General features: G+C 53.5%; 14 protein-coding genes and 3 pseudogenes. 12 read left to right on the top strand and 5 right to left on the bottom strand.

Annotation, left to right across the window (positions count from 1 at the left end):
* Positions 1-289: 289 nt before the first annotated feature.
* The 9 genes from lolC (at position 290) to AWR26_RS15540 (ending at position 9,794) form a co-directional block, all read left to right on the top strand.
* Complete coding sequence (gene lolC / locus AWR26_RS15580; protein ID WP_139227873.1) at positions 290-1,489, top strand: lipoprotein-releasing ABC transporter permease subunit LolC; 1,200 nt, start codon at positions 290-292, stop codon at positions 1,487-1,489.
* Positions 1,482-2,183: a lipoprotein-releasing ABC transporter ATP-binding protein LolD gene (gene lolD / locus AWR26_RS15575; RefSeq protein ID WP_064567187.1), complete on the top strand. Its 702-nt coding sequence runs from the start codon at positions 1,482-1,484 to the stop codon at positions 2,181-2,183. The genes lolC and lolD overlap by 8 nt, the downstream gene beginning before the upstream one ends.
* A complete protein-coding gene (gene lolE / locus AWR26_RS15570; RefSeq protein ID WP_043953857.1) occupies positions 2,183-3,427 on the top strand; it encodes a lipoprotein-releasing ABC transporter permease subunit LolE in 1,245 nt (414 codons plus the stop codon). The genes lolD and lolE overlap by 1 nt, the downstream gene beginning before the upstream one ends.
* A 38-nt stretch (positions 3,428-3,465) precedes the next feature.
* Positions 3,466-4,377: an N-acetylglucosamine kinase gene (gene nagK / locus AWR26_RS15565; RefSeq protein ID WP_064567185.1), complete on the top strand. Its 912-nt coding sequence runs from the start codon at positions 3,466-3,468 to the stop codon at positions 4,375-4,377.
* 16 nt (positions 4,378-4,393) lie between these two features.
* Positions 4,394-5,215 carry a Sir2 family NAD+-dependent deacetylase gene (gene cobB, locus AWR26_RS15560; RefSeq protein ID WP_064567181.1) on the top strand — a complete coding sequence of 274 codons (822 nt, stop codon included), beginning with the start codon at positions 4,394-4,396 and terminating at the stop codon, positions 5,213-5,215.
* Between the two features lie 161 nt (positions 5,216-5,376).
* The gene (locus tag AWR26_RS15555; RefSeq protein ID WP_064567180.1) at positions 5,377-6,135 is read left to right on the top strand and encodes a MipA/OmpV family protein; all 759 of its coding nucleotides are present in this window, start codon (positions 5,377-5,379) and stop codon (positions 6,133-6,135) included.
* Positions 6,135-6,818, top strand: a complete 684-nt coding sequence (locus tag AWR26_RS15550) for a response regulator transcription factor (RefSeq protein ID WP_064567178.1) — start codon at positions 6,135-6,137, stop codon at positions 6,816-6,818. Before AWR26_RS15555 ends, AWR26_RS15550 begins: the two co-directional genes overlap by 1 nt.
* Positions 6,790-8,151 carry an ATP-binding protein gene (locus AWR26_RS15545; protein ID WP_064567177.1) on the top strand — a complete coding sequence of 454 codons (1,362 nt, stop codon included), beginning with the start codon at positions 6,790-6,792 and terminating at the stop codon, positions 8,149-8,151. The genes AWR26_RS15550 and AWR26_RS15545 overlap by 29 nt, the downstream gene beginning before the upstream one ends.
* A 251-nt stretch (positions 8,152-8,402) precedes the next feature.
* The gene (locus tag AWR26_RS15540) at positions 8,403-9,794 is read left to right on the top strand and encodes an NAD-dependent succinate-semialdehyde dehydrogenase (protein ID WP_064567176.1); all 1,392 of its coding nucleotides are present in this window, start codon (positions 8,403-8,405) and stop codon (positions 9,792-9,794) included.
* A 78-nt stretch (positions 9,795-9,872) separates the two neighbouring features.
* Here AWR26_RS15540 and potD read toward each other — a convergent pair whose 3' ends face one another.
* From potD to AWR26_RS15520, 4 genes and pseudogenes are all read right to left on the bottom strand, one after another.
* A complete protein-coding gene (potD, locus tag AWR26_RS15535) occupies positions 9,873-10,919 on the bottom strand; it encodes a spermidine/putrescine ABC transporter substrate-binding protein PotD (RefSeq protein WP_064567175.1) in 1,047 nt (348 codons plus the stop codon).
* 114 nt (positions 10,920-11,033) lie between these two features.
* Complete coding sequence (potC, locus tag AWR26_RS15530) at positions 11,034-11,831, bottom strand: spermidine/putrescine ABC transporter permease PotC (protein WP_064567173.1); 798 nt, start codon at positions 11,829-11,831, stop codon at positions 11,034-11,036.
* 186 nt (positions 11,832-12,017) lie between these two features.
* Positions 12,018-12,143 (bottom strand): annotated as a pseudogene (locus AWR26_RS15525) (integrase); the annotation flags it as partial.
* A pseudogene (locus AWR26_RS15520) lies at positions 12,140-12,408 on the bottom strand (transposase); the annotation flags it as partial. The pseudogenes AWR26_RS15520 and AWR26_RS15525, both read right to left, overlap by 4 nt.
* Before the next feature lie 28 nt (positions 12,409-12,436).
* On the opposite strand from AWR26_RS15520, the gene AWR26_RS15515 reads away from it, so the two are divergent.
* The gene (locus AWR26_RS15515; protein WP_064567171.1) at positions 12,437-13,093 is read left to right on the top strand and encodes a tail fiber assembly protein; all 657 of its coding nucleotides are present in this window, start codon (positions 12,437-12,439) and stop codon (positions 13,091-13,093) included.
* Here AWR26_RS15515 and AWR26_RS15510 read toward each other — a convergent pair.
* Positions 13,031-14,134, bottom strand: coding sequence for an acyltransferase family protein (locus AWR26_RS15510; RefSeq protein WP_071892709.1), 1,104 nt, complete (start codon positions 14,132-14,134; stop codon positions 13,031-13,033). The genes AWR26_RS15515 and AWR26_RS15510 overlap by 63 nt on opposite strands.
* A 259-nt stretch (positions 14,135-14,393) precedes the next feature.
* Between AWR26_RS15510 and AWR26_RS15505 the strand changes: the two genes are divergently transcribed.
* The gene (locus AWR26_RS15505; protein WP_244256194.1) at positions 14,394-14,705 is read left to right on the top strand and encodes a DNA polymerase V; all 312 of its coding nucleotides are present in this window, start codon (positions 14,394-14,396) and stop codon (positions 14,703-14,705) included.
* Positions 14,671-15,051: pseudogene (locus AWR26_RS25905) on the top strand (HumD family translesion DNA polymerase). The gene AWR26_RS15505 and the pseudogene AWR26_RS25905 overlap by 35 nt, the downstream one beginning before the upstream one ends.
* Positions 15,052-15,139 lie beyond the last annotated feature (88 nt).

Below are 15,139 nucleotides of genomic sequence, written 5' to 3'. Positions count from 1 at the left end.
CTTAGTTCCCTGTATTACAAAAAATTAAGTCTTTTATCCTGACCATTGAGGGCGTGAATGTGACGTTAAAGTGTCTGTATTTTGTGATTTTAGGATTAGGCGCAGGATCGTTTGTGGTTGACCTCTGTGCAAACATGCGGCGATTCAGCGTTCGCAGAATGGAATTATTGAGTTGATTTCCCGGCTTTTTTTCATATCACGCTGACGAATTCTTACGGTTCCTCTCATTTACGCTATGTGCTTTCGCTTATATACTCCTGACTCTGCTATCAGCAACCAGACGGATTTCATGTACCAGCCTGTCACTCTTTTCATAGGTCTGCGCTATATGCGTGGACGCGCTGCGGACCGCTTTGGCCGCTTTGTTTCCTGGCTATCCACCATTGGCATCACGCTCGGCGTCATGGCGCTGGTGACCGTGTTATCGGTAATGAATGGTTTCGAACGCGAGCTGCAAAACAACATTCTTGGGTTAATGCCGCAGGCCACGCTCACCACGCAAAACGGCTCTCTCAATCCGCAACAACTTCCCGCCAGTGCCGTGAAATTGCAGGGCGTAACGCGTATTGCGCCGCTGACTACCGGCGATGTCGTACTGCAAAGCGCGCGCAGCGTGGCGGTCGGCGTAATGCTGGGGATCGATCCGGCGCAAAACGATCCGCTGACGCCGTATCTGGTGAACGTTAAGCAGAGCGACCTGCAAGCGGGCAAATACAACATCATCCTCGGCGAGCAACTGGCCGGGCAATTAGGCGTTAATCGTGGCGATCAGATCCGCGTGATGGTGCCCTCCGCCAGCCAGTTCACTCCGATGGGGCGTCTGCCGAGCCAGCGTTTGTTCACCGTGATCGGCACTTTCGCCGCCAACAGTGAAGTGGATGAATATCAAATGCTGGTGAATATTGACGATGCGTCGCGGTTGATGCGTTATCCGGCGGGTAATATTACCGGCTGGCGCTTGTGGCTCAACGAGCCGCTGAAAGTGGACGTCCTGAGCCAACAAACGCTGCCGCAAGGCACAAAATGGCAGGACTGGCGCGATCGCAAAGGCGAATTGTTCCAGGCTGTGAGCATGGAAAAGAATATGATGGGGCTGCTGCTGAGCCTGATCGTCGCCGTTGCGGCGTTTAATATCATCACTTCGCTGGGCCTGATGGTGATGGAGAAACAGGGCGAGGTGGCGATCCTGCAAACTCAGGGGCTGACGCCGCGCCAGATTATGGCGGTCTTTATGGTGCAGGGCGCCAGCGCCGGGATCATCGGCGCGCTGCTTGGCGCCGTGCTTGGTGCGCTACTCGCCAGCCAGCTCAATAACCTGATGCCGATTATCGGTGCGCTGCTCGACGGCGCGGCGCTGCCGGTGGCGATTGAGCCGCTGCAGGTCGTGGGTATTGCGCTGGTGGCGATGGCCATCGCGCTGCTTTCAACGCTTTATCCTTCCTGGCGCGCTGCCGCCACTCAACCCGCTGAGGCTTTACGTTATGAATAAGATCCTGTTGCAATGCGACAACCTGTGCAAACGCTATCAGGAAGGCAGTGTGCAAACCGACGTGCTGCACAATGTCAGCTTTAGTATGGGCGAAGGGGAGTTGATGGCGATCGTCGGCAGCTCCGGTTCCGGGAAGAGTACGCTGCTGCACCTGCTGGGCGGGCTGGATACGCCGACCTCCGGCGATGTGATTTTCCGCGATCGGCCGATGAGCTCACTCTCGTCGGCGGCGAAAGCAGAGTTGCGCAACCGCGAACTCGGCTTTATTTACCAGTTTCACCATCTGCTGCCCGATTTTACCGCGCTGGAAAACGTCGCTATGCCGCTACTGATCGGGAAAAAGAAACCGGCGGAAATTGATGCCCGCGCGCGGGAAATGCTGCGTGCCGTTGGGCTGGAACATCGCGCCAGTCATCGTCCTTCTGAGCTTTCCGGCGGTGAGCGCCAGCGTGTCGCTATTGCGCGCGCGCTGGTGAACAACCCGCGGCTGGTGCTGGCGGATGAACCGACCGGTAACCTCGATGCCCGCAACGCCGACAGTATCTTTGCGTTGCTGGGGGAGCTGAATCAGCTGCAGGGCACCGCTTTTCTGGTGGTGACGCACGATCTGCAACTGGCGAAGCGCATGAATCGCCAGCTGGAGATGCGCGACGGTCATCTGAGCGCCGATGTGACGCTGATGGGGGCAGATTAATGGCGCTGCCTCTGTCGTTATTGATTGGTCTGCGCTTCAGTCGCGGTCGCCGTCGCGGCGGTATGGTGTCGCTGATTTCGGTGATCTCTACCGTGGGTATCGCGCTGGGTGTGGCGGTGTTAATCGTCGGTTTAAGCGCGATGAACGGTTTCGAGCGCGAATTGAACAATCGCATTCTGGCGGTGGTGCCGCACGGCGAGATCGAGCCGGTGAATCAGCCGTGGAACAACTGGGACACGGCGCTGGAAAAAGTGAAAAAAGTTCCCGGTATTGTTGCCGCTGCGCCCTATATTAATTTTACCGGGCTGGTAGAAAGCGGGGCGAATCTGCGCGCCATCCAGGTGAAAGGCGTCGATCCGGCGCAGGAGAGTGAGTTGAGCGCGCTGCCGAAATTTGTGCAGGGCGATGCCTGGCAGAATTTCCGCGCCGGTGAGCAGCAAATCATTCTCGGCAAAGGTGTTGCTGATGCGCTAAAAGTGAAGCAGGGCGACTGGGTATCGATCATGATCCCCAACTCGGACGATGCGCACAAACTGCTGCAACCGAAACGCGTACGTCTGCACGTGACCGGGATTTTACAGCTCAGCGGCCAGCTTGATCACAGCTATGCGATGATCCCGATGGCGGATGCGCAACAGTATCTGGAGATGGGCAGCAGCATTACCGGTATCGACATCAAAGTGAATGACGTGTTTAACGCCAATAAGCTGGTGCGCGATGCGGGCAGCGTCACCAACAACTATGTCTATATCAAAAGCTGGATCGGCAAGTACGGCTATATGTACCGCGATATCCAGATGATCCGCGCCATTATGTATCTGGCGATGGTGCTGGTGATTGGCGTGGCCTGTTTTAATATTGTCTCGACGCTGGTGATGGCGGTAAAAGACAAAAGCGGCGACATTGCCGTGCTGCGTACGCTGGGGGCGAAAGATGGCCTGATCCGCGCCGTATTTGTCTGGTATGGGCTGCTGGCCGGGCTGCTGGGCAGTCTCTGCGGCGTGGTGATTGGTGTTATCGTGGCGCTGCAACTGACACCGATTATCAACGTGATTGAGAAGATTATTGGTCATCAGTTCCTGTCGGGGGATATCTACTTTATCGATTTCCTGCCGTCAGAGTTACACCCGCTGGATGTGGTGTACGTGCTGGTGACCGCGTTAGTCCTGAGCCTGCTGGCGAGCTGGTATCCGGCGCGCCGGGCGAGCAATATTGATCCGGCAAGAGTGCTGAGCGGGCAGTAATCCCGCCGTTTTCACAGGGCCACAACGAAGGAGTGGCGATGAATTACGGATTTGATATCGGCGGCAGCAAAATCGCGTTAGGCGTCTTTGACGCTGAGCGACGCTTACAGTGGGAAAAGCGCGTCGCCACGCCCCACGACAGTTATGACGCGTTTCTGCGCGCCATCACCGGGCTGGTTGCCGAAGCGGATGAGCGCTTCGGTAGCAAAGGCAGCGTCGGCGTCGGTATTCCTGGTATGCCAGAGACTGCCGACGGCACGCTGTATGCCGCCAACCTTCCTGCCGCCAGCGGTCAGCCGCTGCGCGCCGATCTCAGCGCTCTGCTTGCGCGGGATGTGCGTATCAATAACGATGCCAACTGCTTTACCCTCTCTGAAGCCTGGGATGACGAATTTCGCGCTTATCCGCTGGTGATGGGGTTGATCCTCGGCACGGGCGTCGGCGGCGGGCTGGTGGTGAACGGGAAATCGGTGACCGGGCGTCGTTTTATTACCGGCGAATTTGGCCATATCCGCCTGCCGGTGGATGCGCTGGGGCTGATGGGTTTTGACTTTCCGTTAACCCGCTGCGGCTGCGGCAAAATCGGCTGTATTGAGAACTATCTCTCGGGACGCGGTTTTGCGTGGCTGTACCAGTACTTCTACCATCAATCGTTGTCAGCGCCGGAAATCATTTCGCACTGGGAGCAGGGCGAGGCGAAAGCGCGGGCCCATGTCGAGCGCTATGTGGATTTGCTGGCGGTGTGTCTGGGCAATATCCTGACCATTGTCGATCCCGATCTGCTGGTGATCGGCGGTGGTTTATCAAATTTCAGCGCACTGACCCGGCTGTTGCCGGAGCGCATTGCGCCGCATCTGCTGCCGGCAGGCGATGTCCCGCGTATTGAACGTGCTCGTCACGGCGATGCGGGCGGCATGCGCGGTGCGGCCTTCCTTCACTTAACTGATTAAATCCTGAGAGGATGCCATGCAATCGCGTCGTTTACATCGTCTCAGCCGTTTTCGCCGTAACAAACGCCGCCAGCGCGAGCGGTTACGCCAGAGAATTTTCTTCAGAGACAGAGTGGTACCGGAACTGATGGAAAAACCAAGAGTCGTCGTCCTGACCGGAGCAGGCATTTCTGCCGAATCCGGCATTCGTACTTTTCGCGCCGCCGACGGGCTGTGGGAAGAGCACCATGTAGAAGATGTGGCAACGCCGGAAGGTTTTGCCCGCAACCCGCAGCTGGTGCAGACTTTTTATAACGATCGTCGTCGCCAGTTGCAATTGCCGGAAATTGTGCCGAACGCCGCGCACCTGGCGCTGGCGAAGCTGGAACAGGCGCTGGGCGATCGGTTTCTGCTGATCACGCAAAATATCGATAACCTGCATGAACGCGCCGGCAACAAAAACATTATCCATATGCACGGTGAGCTACTGAAAGTGCGCTGCTCGCAGAGCGGGCAGGTGCTGGAGTGGACCGGCGATGTCACGCCCGAAGATAAATGCCACTGCTGCCAGTTCCCTGCGCCGCTGCGCCCGCATGTGGTGTGGTTCGGCGAGATGCCGCTGGGTATGGACGAGATCTACAGCGCGCTGGCGATGGCCGATGTCTTTATCGCCATTGGCACGTCCGGGCATGTTTATCCGGCTGCCGGGTTTGTCCACGAAGCGAAACTACAGGGTGCGCACACCGTTGAGCTGAACCTTGAACCGAGCCAGGTCGGCAGCGAGTTCGAAGAGAAGCACTACGGGCTGGCAAGCGAAGTGGTGCCGGAGTTTGTGGAAAAATTGCTGAAAGGGCTGTAACGATATTCTCTCGCAGGACGTTTTCCTGTCGCCCGGCGGCGTTTCGCTTGCCGGGCGTTTCGTTTCTCCCCGACAAATAAATTACAAGTCGCTTTCCGGTAAGTTCCCCGTAAGTTATCACCGCTGATGATAGCGCTTCCATTGCCAACAGGAGCGCCATTATGGTCGTTGTGCCGTACCGCATTATTGCTGCCAGTTTGCTGTCTCTCTCTTTTTCCGCCCTTGCCGATGATGCCACCACCTGGGGGCTGGGCGTCGGCGTTGCCAGCACGCAAAAACCCTATACCGGGATCGACCGCGAATATACGCCGCTGCCGGTACTGCATATCGACAACCGTTATTTCCGCTTTTTAGGCACCACCGCCGAAGTGAAATTACCTGCATGGCAGTGGAGTGAAACCCAACGGCTAAATGCCGGTCTAATAGCCCGCTATGATGGTTCAGGCTACGCCTCCGACGATGCCGACATTCTGCATGGGATGGATAAGCGCAAAGGCGGCGTATGGGCTGGCATCAAAGTGGAGTGGCAGAACCCGCTGGTGAATATTTTCACCGACTGGTCGCACGATATCTCCGGTAACAGCAACGGGCAACGCCTGCGTCTTGGCGCGGAGCGCAGTTGGCAATGGGGCGATGTAACCCTGACGCCGCGTGTTGTGGCGAACCGTTACGACAGCGATTATGTGAATTATTACTATGGCGTGCGCAGCGATGAAGCCCGCGCCTGGCGACCTGCCTGGCAAGGGGACGCCGCGCTGAACATGGAAATTGGCCTTAATGGCCGCTGGCAGTTCAGCACTCATCAGTTGTTAATGGTGGATGTGCAGACGACGCTGCTGGCCTCAGAGATTAAGGATAGCCCGCTGGTGGACAGGACCAACGAAAACCGAATTTTTGTCAGTTATCTCTACGACTTCTGATGAGCCGAATACTGTTAATAGAAGATCATGATCATCTGGCACGCCTGATTAGTAAAGGGCTGGCCGCCGCCGGGATCGCTACGGATATTGTCGGTCGCGGCGATGCCGCCTGGCATGCCATACAGCAAGTGGCTTACCAGGGGCTGGTGCTCGATCGGGGATTGCCGGATGGCGACGGTTTGCCGTTATTGCAGCGCCTGCGCCAGGCACAGGTTGTCACGCCGTGCCTGATCCTGACCGCTCGCGATGCGTTGCACGATCGTGTCGAAGGGCTGGAGGCCGGAGCCGATGATTATCTGGCCAAACCCTTTGCCATGGAAGAACTGGTGGCCCGCGTGCGGGCATTACTCCGTCGTCCCGCTGAAAGCCAGACCCTGAAGCCGGCGTGGGGTGATATCACTTTATTGCCGGAATCGGCGGTCATGTGCTGCAGGCAGCAGAGTGTCCCGCTGGCTCCCGCTGAGCTACAGATCATGCTGACGTTGATCCGTAAGCAGGGCAATATTGTGCGCCGCAACAGTATGGAGGCGGCCGGGTGGGGGCTAAGCGATGCCGTTACGCCGAACGCCCTCGATGTTGTTTTGTATCGCCTGCGCCGCAAACTGCTGGCGATTGGCTCCCGTTTGCAGATTGTGAATATCAGGGGGCTGGGCTATGCCATCCGGGAAAACCAGCCGCTTTAACAGCCTGTCGTTCAAGATCTTACTGGCCTTTATCACCGGCGTACTGCTCAGCATTGCGCTGCTGATCCTGCTCGGTATGGTAGTGAAAGAGCGTTTGCCGGGAATGGATCTGACCGATTACACCAGGGCGTTAGCCCGCCAGTTGCAATTTGATGCTCACGGCCAGCCGATCGGTTTTCGTGAAGGGGCTGATTATCCGCTGTGGATCTACAGCAGTCTCGAAGAGGAACTGGCGTACCGGGTGCTGGATGCCGACGGGAAAGTGGTATTAATGTCGCCGGGCGCACAGCACTGGCCGCCGCTACCGCAACTTACTGCGCCGGTTACGGGCGACTTCAAGTTTCAGTTGCAGGGCGCGGAATATGGCGGCACCAGCGATCTCTATTTCATGGAGGGAAAGCGCTGGTTTATCCAGGTGAGCGCCAGTTCGCGGATTATCGATTTCTTACACCGTGGATTTGCCCTGCCGTTTATTCGTTTTGGCATTGAGCTGTTCAGCCTGGTGCTGTTGGTGGTGTTCGGTTTGTGCGCCTGGGTGACGCTGGCCTGGTCGCTGCGACCGCTACGGCAGGCATCTGCTGGCGCCGCCACCATCTCGCCGCGTTCGCTGGATGCACGTTTGCCAACGGCGGGCGTTCCCACGGAGATTTTGCCGCTGATCGACAGTTTTAACCAGGCGCTGGCCCGGCTGGAAACGGGGTTTCGCAATCAGCAGGATTTTCTGGCGAAGGCCGCTCATGAGCTGAAGACGCCGCTGACGCTGATTCGCGCTGAAGTGGAATTGATGAGCGACTGCGCCGAGACCCGCGAACTGCTGCTGGCGCGCGTGGAACATCTTTCCCGCCAGGTACAGCAACTGCTGATCCTCGCGGAGGCCAGCGAGCCGCTGAGCTACCACTTCGCGCCGGTTGACGTGGCGGATGTCGCCCGCGATAGCGCGCGATTTCTGCAACGCATTGCCGAAGAGGCGCGCGTCAATCTGACGCTGACTTTCCGGAGTGTCGCTGTGGTGTGGAATGCCGATCGCGGCGCCTTGTTCACCTTACTGAAAAACCTGATGGAAAACGCGATCCAGCATGCGCCTGCGGGCAGCGACGTGCATATAGAAATTCATGCGCAGGCCATCACGCTTCGCGATTGGGGACCGGGCGTGGCCGGGGACGAACTGCCTTTATTGTTCACGCGCTTCTGGCGCGGCGCACACCGGCGCGATAGCGGTGCCGGGCTGGGGCTGGCGATCTGCCAGGAAATTGCCGTGGCTCATGGCTGGTCGCTGACCGCGGAAAATGCGCAACCCGGCCTGCGGCTGCGGTTGTGTGTGACGAGGGCGTAATTATCACGTTCTGCACCTCGCATCCGGCGTGCATGATGTTCAGTTATTCTGAGGGTTGCCAACAAATCTCCTGGCTTTCTCTGTTGGCGTGACAAACTTAGTATTTCTCTGTTGATACCCGTGATACACCGATCATGGCGAACAACCGGATCGGCCCGGATTTCGATCTGCACGGTACCACCAGATGAGAAAGGGCCGAGCTAAAACCGGGAAGCCGTACGCGGATTCCCGGCCCATAAAGGAGAATTAGCATGGCATATGTCACAACAAACCCGTATACCGGCGAAGTCGTTAAGACGTTCCCGGATGCCACCGATGCTGAAGTGAACGGCGCGATAGAACGATCTCACCGCGCTTTTAACGAGTGGAAAAATGTTTCATTTGCACAGCGCGGCGCGATTTTACAGAACGCAGCCAACCTGTTACGCCAGCAAAAAGATGAATTTGCGCAGTTGCTTACGCTTGAAATGGGCAAGCTGATTTCAGAAGCGCGAGCGGAAGTCGAACTGTCGGCACAAATTTTTGAATACTACGTGCATAATGCCGAAAAACTTCTGGCGCCGGAGATCCTGCCGGTGGCAAACCCGGAAGAAGCCACGGCAAAAATTGTGCATGAACCGCTGGGAGTGCTGCTGGCGATCGAGCCGTGGAATTTCCCGTATTATCAAATCGCCCGCATCATTGCTCCGCAACTCTCCGCCGGTAACACCATCCTGTTAAAACATGCGTCGAATGTTCCGCAAAGTGCTGCGCGGTTCGAGCGCCTGATGAAAGAGGCCGGTCTACCGGATGGCGGATTTATCAATCTCTACGCAGCCCGTCACCATATCGAACTGATCCTTAATGACCCACGGGTGCAGGGTGTGGCATTAACCGGTTCTGAGGGCGCGGGCGCAACCGTTGCTCAGCAAGCGGCGAAGGCGCTGAAAAAATCCACGCTGGAGCTTGGCGGGGCCGATGCGTTTATCGTGCTTGCCGATGCCGATATCGAAAAAGCGGCGAAGTGGGGCGTATTTGGTCGCCACTGGAATGGCGGGCAAGTTTGCGTCTCATCGAAACGCATGATCGTTGTTGATGAGGTGTATGACCAGTTTGTTGACCATTACATCAAAGGTGTTGCCGCGTTGCGGGCGGGCGATCCGCTGGATGAAAACACAACGCTGGCACCGCTCTCATCGCAACAGGCCGCTGACGAAGTTAAAGAGAAAATCAGCCTGGCCATTGCGCATGGCGCACAGGCGCTGGAAGTTGGACCGAAAGTCCCGAAACGCGGGGCATTTGTACAACCGACGATCCTGACCAATGTAACGCCAGACAATCCGGCCTACCATATGGAGTTCTTCGGCCCCGTGTCGATGATCTTCAGAGCCAAAAATGAAGACGACGCGGTGCGGATTGCCAATGACTCGCCGTTTGGTCTTGGCGGTTCTGTCTTCACCCGCGACACTGCGCACGGTGAAGCGCTGGCCAGCCGCATCTCTACTGGCATGGTGTATATCAACCACCCAACGCGTGTTAAAGCCGATCTCCCGTTTGGCGGGGTCCGCCGTTCCGGCTATGGCCGCGAATTAACTGGCTTGGGGATTAAAGAGTTCGTCAACCATAAGCTGATTTCGGTTGTCGATATTGATGCTGATTTTTAACTGCGTGAGGAGCCAGCCCCTGTCGGTTCGGCTCCCAGGATAACGCGACGCGGCCCACATTCCGGGCCGCGGTTTGCCTTAACGTCCTGCTTTTAACTTCTGGTAATACTCTTCATAAAGGGCGCTGGCGCTGCCCACATCATTTTGCCATTCGCCTTTGCTGAGGGTTTCCGCATCCGGGTAAAGCGATTTGTCGTTCGCCACTTCCGGTTTTAGCAGCTTACGCGCGGCAAGGTTCGGCGTCGGGTAACCGATGGTTTCCGCCACCTGTCTGGCAATGTCCGGTCGCAGCAGGAAGTTGATCAACTTCAGCGCGCCATCAACGTTTTTCGCATTGGCCGGAATCGACAGACTGTCCATCCAGAAAATACCGCCTTCCTGCGGCCATACCACTTCCAGCGGCGTACCGGCCTGACGGGCAACATACGCCGAGCCGTTCCATACCATGCCGAGGTTCACTTCCCCTTCCATATATGGGTTTGCCGGATTGTCGGAGTTGAAGGCCGCCACATTCGGCATCAGTTTTTGCAGCTCTTTATACGCCGCTTCAATCTCTTGCGGATCGGTGGTGTTGCCGGAGTAGCCGAGCTTGCGCAACGCCATCTGGAACACTTCGCGCGCATCGTCGGTCAGTAGCAGGCTGCCTTTGTATTCGGGTTTCCACAGATCGGCCCAGCGGGTGACGCTCTTCGGGTCGATAGCTTCGCTGTTCACACCAATAGCGGTTGCGCCCCAGATATACGGGATCGAGTAGTCATTGTTCGGATCGAACGGTTTGTTGAGCATTTGCGGATCGAGGTTGTGGAAGTTGGTAAGCTTCGTTTTATCGATCTTCTGAATCATGCCCTCTTTGCGCATTTTGTCGACGAAGTAGGTGGATGGCACCACCAGATCGTAAGCGCCGTCTTTATAGGTTTTGAGCTTGGCGTACATGGTTTCATTCGATTCGTAAGTCGAATAGATAACTTTGATGCCTGTCTCTTTGGTGAACTGTTCCAGCAGGCCTGGCGGCACATACTCTGTCCAGTTGTAGAAGTAGAGCGTTTTGTTGTCGTCCGCGTGCGCAGCGCTCATGCCGAGGGCAAGAGCGCCCGCTGCGAGCAGGTGGCGTGACCATTTTTTCATATTACGTCCCCTGAGATTGAGCCTCTGTTTCAGGCTATTTTATTTGCCATTCCGGGATTGAATGCGGCGGAAATCCTTGTGAACGCCTTGTTGCATCCGGGATGGCGGTGTTCGTTATGCCTGGCGCGGCAGGCGTCTGTTTTTGGTGGTATCGCGCGCAATCAACTGGCTGGCAATGACCAGCACCAGCGACAGAACCAGCAGAACCGTTGCCAGCGCGTTTACTTCCGGCGACACGCCGACTTTGACCATCGAGTAGATCTTCAGCGGCAGAATTTCATACCCCGGGCCGGTCACGAAGGAAGAGACCACCACATCATCCATCGACAGTGTGAAACTCAATAACCAGCCTGCGGCCACGGCGGGCATCGCCAGCGGCAGAATGATTTTGCGCAGAATGGTGATTTCGCTGGCACCGAGATCTTTGGCCGCTTCCAGCATCCGCACATCAAAACCCTTCAGGCGTGAAAACACCGTTACCACGACAAACGGCAGGCAGAAGGTGATATGCGAAAACAGCAGCGACCAGAAACCGAGCTGAATGCCCAGCAGCATAAACAGCACCAGCAGGGAGATAGCCATCACGATATCCGGCGACATCATCACCACGAACAGCATGCCGCTGACGAACGGCTTACCGCGAAAACGGTAGCGATAAAGCGCGACGGCGGTCAGCGAACCGATAAGCGTGGCGAATGTCGCCGACAGCACCGCCATGGTCAACGAGTGCTGCGCCGCCTGCAACAAACTGTCATTGTTCATCAGCAGGCTGTACCACTGCGTGGTGAAGCCCTGCCAGTTAATGCCGAAGCGCGAACTGTTAAAGGAGTTGACGATCAAAATAATGATCGGGATATAAAGATAAGCATAAATGGCGGTCATAAAACCGCCGCGCAGCAGTCGACCGATCATTCGAGTTCCACCTTTTTATTCAGAAGGTGAGCCAGTTTTAGAGCACTGAATTTAAACAAAATATTCCATTCTCCAAATTATCTCCAAAACTTTTCACCAAAACGGTTTGTTAAATAATCAATTTCCTGAACATAGAGGGCGCGCATTTTACAACAATTCATGAAGCATTGCGGCTTAAAATACCCATCAGATCACAAGCTTGATCCATTCATGTCCTCGGGTGTCGTTGTATCTGTCAGTAGTGGACTGAACTTTATGGCCAAGCAGCGTTTTAGTGTCTATTCCCTGTGCACGGTACAGGCGTTCAGCCAGCAAACATTACGCACCGGCAGATGCTGCTTCCCTTTCCGGTGAAAATTCAGTTTCAGTAGGCAGTGAATCCGGTGAACTCGTTTGTGGTTTCAGACATGGCCCTGCCTGCGTAATATCCAAAGTCGTATTGAGGATAGTGCTCAGCCGCTTCCACCCCGCCATATTTCGCTTTCCGGTTGTAATACGCGGTTTCTGATATTTCGACTTCACGGCAGACATTCTTAACGGTACATCCGGCCTCGACAGACTTAAGTACGGCGATGATCTGGTGCCTTGTGAATCAGGCCTTACGCATGGCGATCTCCTCACAGGGGCATAATCAGTATGTCGGAAGATCTCTGCAAGTGAATGGCCCGGTTATGCGGGATACTTACACAGGGCAGGTATGGTCACATCAGGAAGACCACCGTGTCGAAATCGCTTATTCGACCACCGATCGCAGTGAGTTCACCATCAATTATATCGGTGCGATTAAAGAGGGGTTTTCCAGTATTTCACTCGCTTCGGACTATGATCGCTGGGATGGCACAGCCTGGGTTACGGACACCACAGCCCAGCATACGTCAGAGGTTGCTTCTGATGGGCTGCACACGCAACAATTAGTTGACGCGGCAATGCAGTGTATCAGGGACATTCAGCTAAAATTGCAGGCTGGCAGAGTGCTGACAGATGTGGAAAAGACGAAACTGAATAATGTTCTGGGTTACATCGATGCGGTGAACGCTGTAGACACGTCCACCGCGCCGGATGTCAACTGGCCTGTTCGGATAGCGTCGACCATTCAACATTCGATGCTGTTAAGGTATTACGACTGCTCAGTCGCACTACAATATTTTATTGTCCGGATAATGTACCATTTTAGGTCGCCCCCGCTTTGTTGCGGGGCGTCATGTAGTATATTCATTTTTTATATTTCTTCTGCGAAGGTTTTTTTCGATTTTTTTACCTAAGGAAATGAATGGTTTTTCAATATAAAAATGTAATATTGTTCCTGCTGAAATTGTTATTGTGAGCATCATAAACAATCTTGCCAGGCCAATTTCGTGTACATAAAAACCAGGTTTATAGAAATTTAGTAAGTTAATAAACATATAATGCGATATGTATATTGAAAATGAAATATCACCTAAAAAATTCAGTGTTTTATTTTCTTTAAAACCAACATTGTTGTCATAAATAATAAAGCCAAGAAGCAATGCTAAGGAAATGATACCTCCTCGTTTCAACCCAAAGCCCAAAAAGTGACCGCTGAAATAATATGTTATAAAAAAACCACAACACACGAAGAATATGAATTTTGCAATATTTACGTCAATAGTGAATTTACCTTTATTGAATAATTCATAGAATACCATACCAACTACAAATTCAGAGAGTATTGGTGATGACATAAATCGCAGTAGTGCGAATGCAGGGTTGTCAACCGGAACATTTGCAGATGCGACACCTGATAAAGAAATATGTCCATTATAATGTAGCTGAATTACAAACATTGGAGCTAAAATTAGTAATGAAGATATCAAGGTTCTGTATTTTTGACTTATTGACATTGCTATTACAAATGTTGTATAGAAATAAATTTCGTACGTAAGTGTCCATGCAGGACCTAAAACGTTGTAACCAAATCCTGGTGCTACATTTGTGTAATCGCGGTGAAGAAAGAATAAAGCTCTGAGAAGGTTTTCGGACGGATCGAATCTATAGATTAACAATGCACCAATGGCAAAGATAATAATAAAGCAAGGATATATTCTGAAAAATCTCCTTATGACAAATGTTATTTTAGATGTATTGTTCTTTGTGGAAAGGGCGATTATAAAGCCACTTATCATGAAAAATAAATCAACGCCAAATGCACCTGAGCTAAACAGTATTAATCCTAAATCTTTTTGTGAATAAACTCCATTTAAGTATCCCCTAAAGTGAAACAAAACAACTGCCAGTGCTGCTATACCGCGCAGGTAATGTATAGACATTATTTTGCCATTCATAAACGCCCTTCTCGTTCATAACCAATGAGTTTAAAAAAAAAAGCGCAAATGCGCAAAAAATAATCACATTGTTTGATGGTCACAATAAGCTTTGCATGCTCTGCATCGTAGCCAATCACCACCAAAACGATAGGGACACACTATAAATGATTTATTGCTGCTCATTAAGCTAATGATGCTTGTTATTGATCTTTATGCGCGAAAAAAGAAAGGCTGTCGCACCACTTGCTCGATAGCTTCGGACAGCAATACTGTATTAATGTACAACATTGCTTTAGCGGTTCAGATCATGCCACGCAGCTCCGACATCATCCACGCGTTTTACCAGACCATTCAAGTCGAGCTTTCAGGCCGTCTAACGGTCAATACAGGCGAGTTCGTGCACCAACTCGCCGCCGTAAATTTTGACTGGACACGGTCCGAGGCCAACGACTGGATCAAGTCTCATACCCGTAATTTTCGCGACATTACCCCACATCACGGTGAAGACAGACTATGGTTTATGTTCAATCCGAATGGAGGGGAAGTATCTGATTATGGGCTTTCCTTCGCCACCACAGGACTATATTGAAGACCGGCTTTCTCTTGATAAGCAGTTTGTGGCGCATCCGCATGCAACCTATTTTATGCGTGCTGGTAATAGTACTGGCGCGCCGGTATAACGCAGTGGGCCTCTCATTATCGATCATTCGCTGACATCGTGTGATGGTTCTGTGGTTTTATGCTGCCTGGCGGGTGAATTCCATCTCCGCAGATACAGGCTTCACCCTTACCGGCATTTTGAACGGCTGGACGACGGTCGCTCTGAGATAATAGATCCTGAAACCGCCGATGATAACGAGGGGATTTTCGGCGTGGTAACGCACGCTGTAAACGATATGCGGACGCTTGAATTTGATGACTGTCCGGTGATGTGATGAAAAGGCCCATTTACATGGGCCTTTAACTAAAAACTCTTCTCCAAAACCAACCTATAACGTGTTGAATTTAAAAAGATCACATTAG

Source organism: Kosakonia oryzae (assembly GCF_001658025.2).
GTDB classification, from domain to species: Bacteria; Pseudomonadota; Gammaproteobacteria; order Enterobacterales; family Enterobacteriaceae; genus Kosakonia; species Kosakonia oryzae.
The sequence above is the reverse complement of the archived record's forward strand: the minus strand, read 5'-3'. Positions and strand labels throughout refer to the sequence as shown.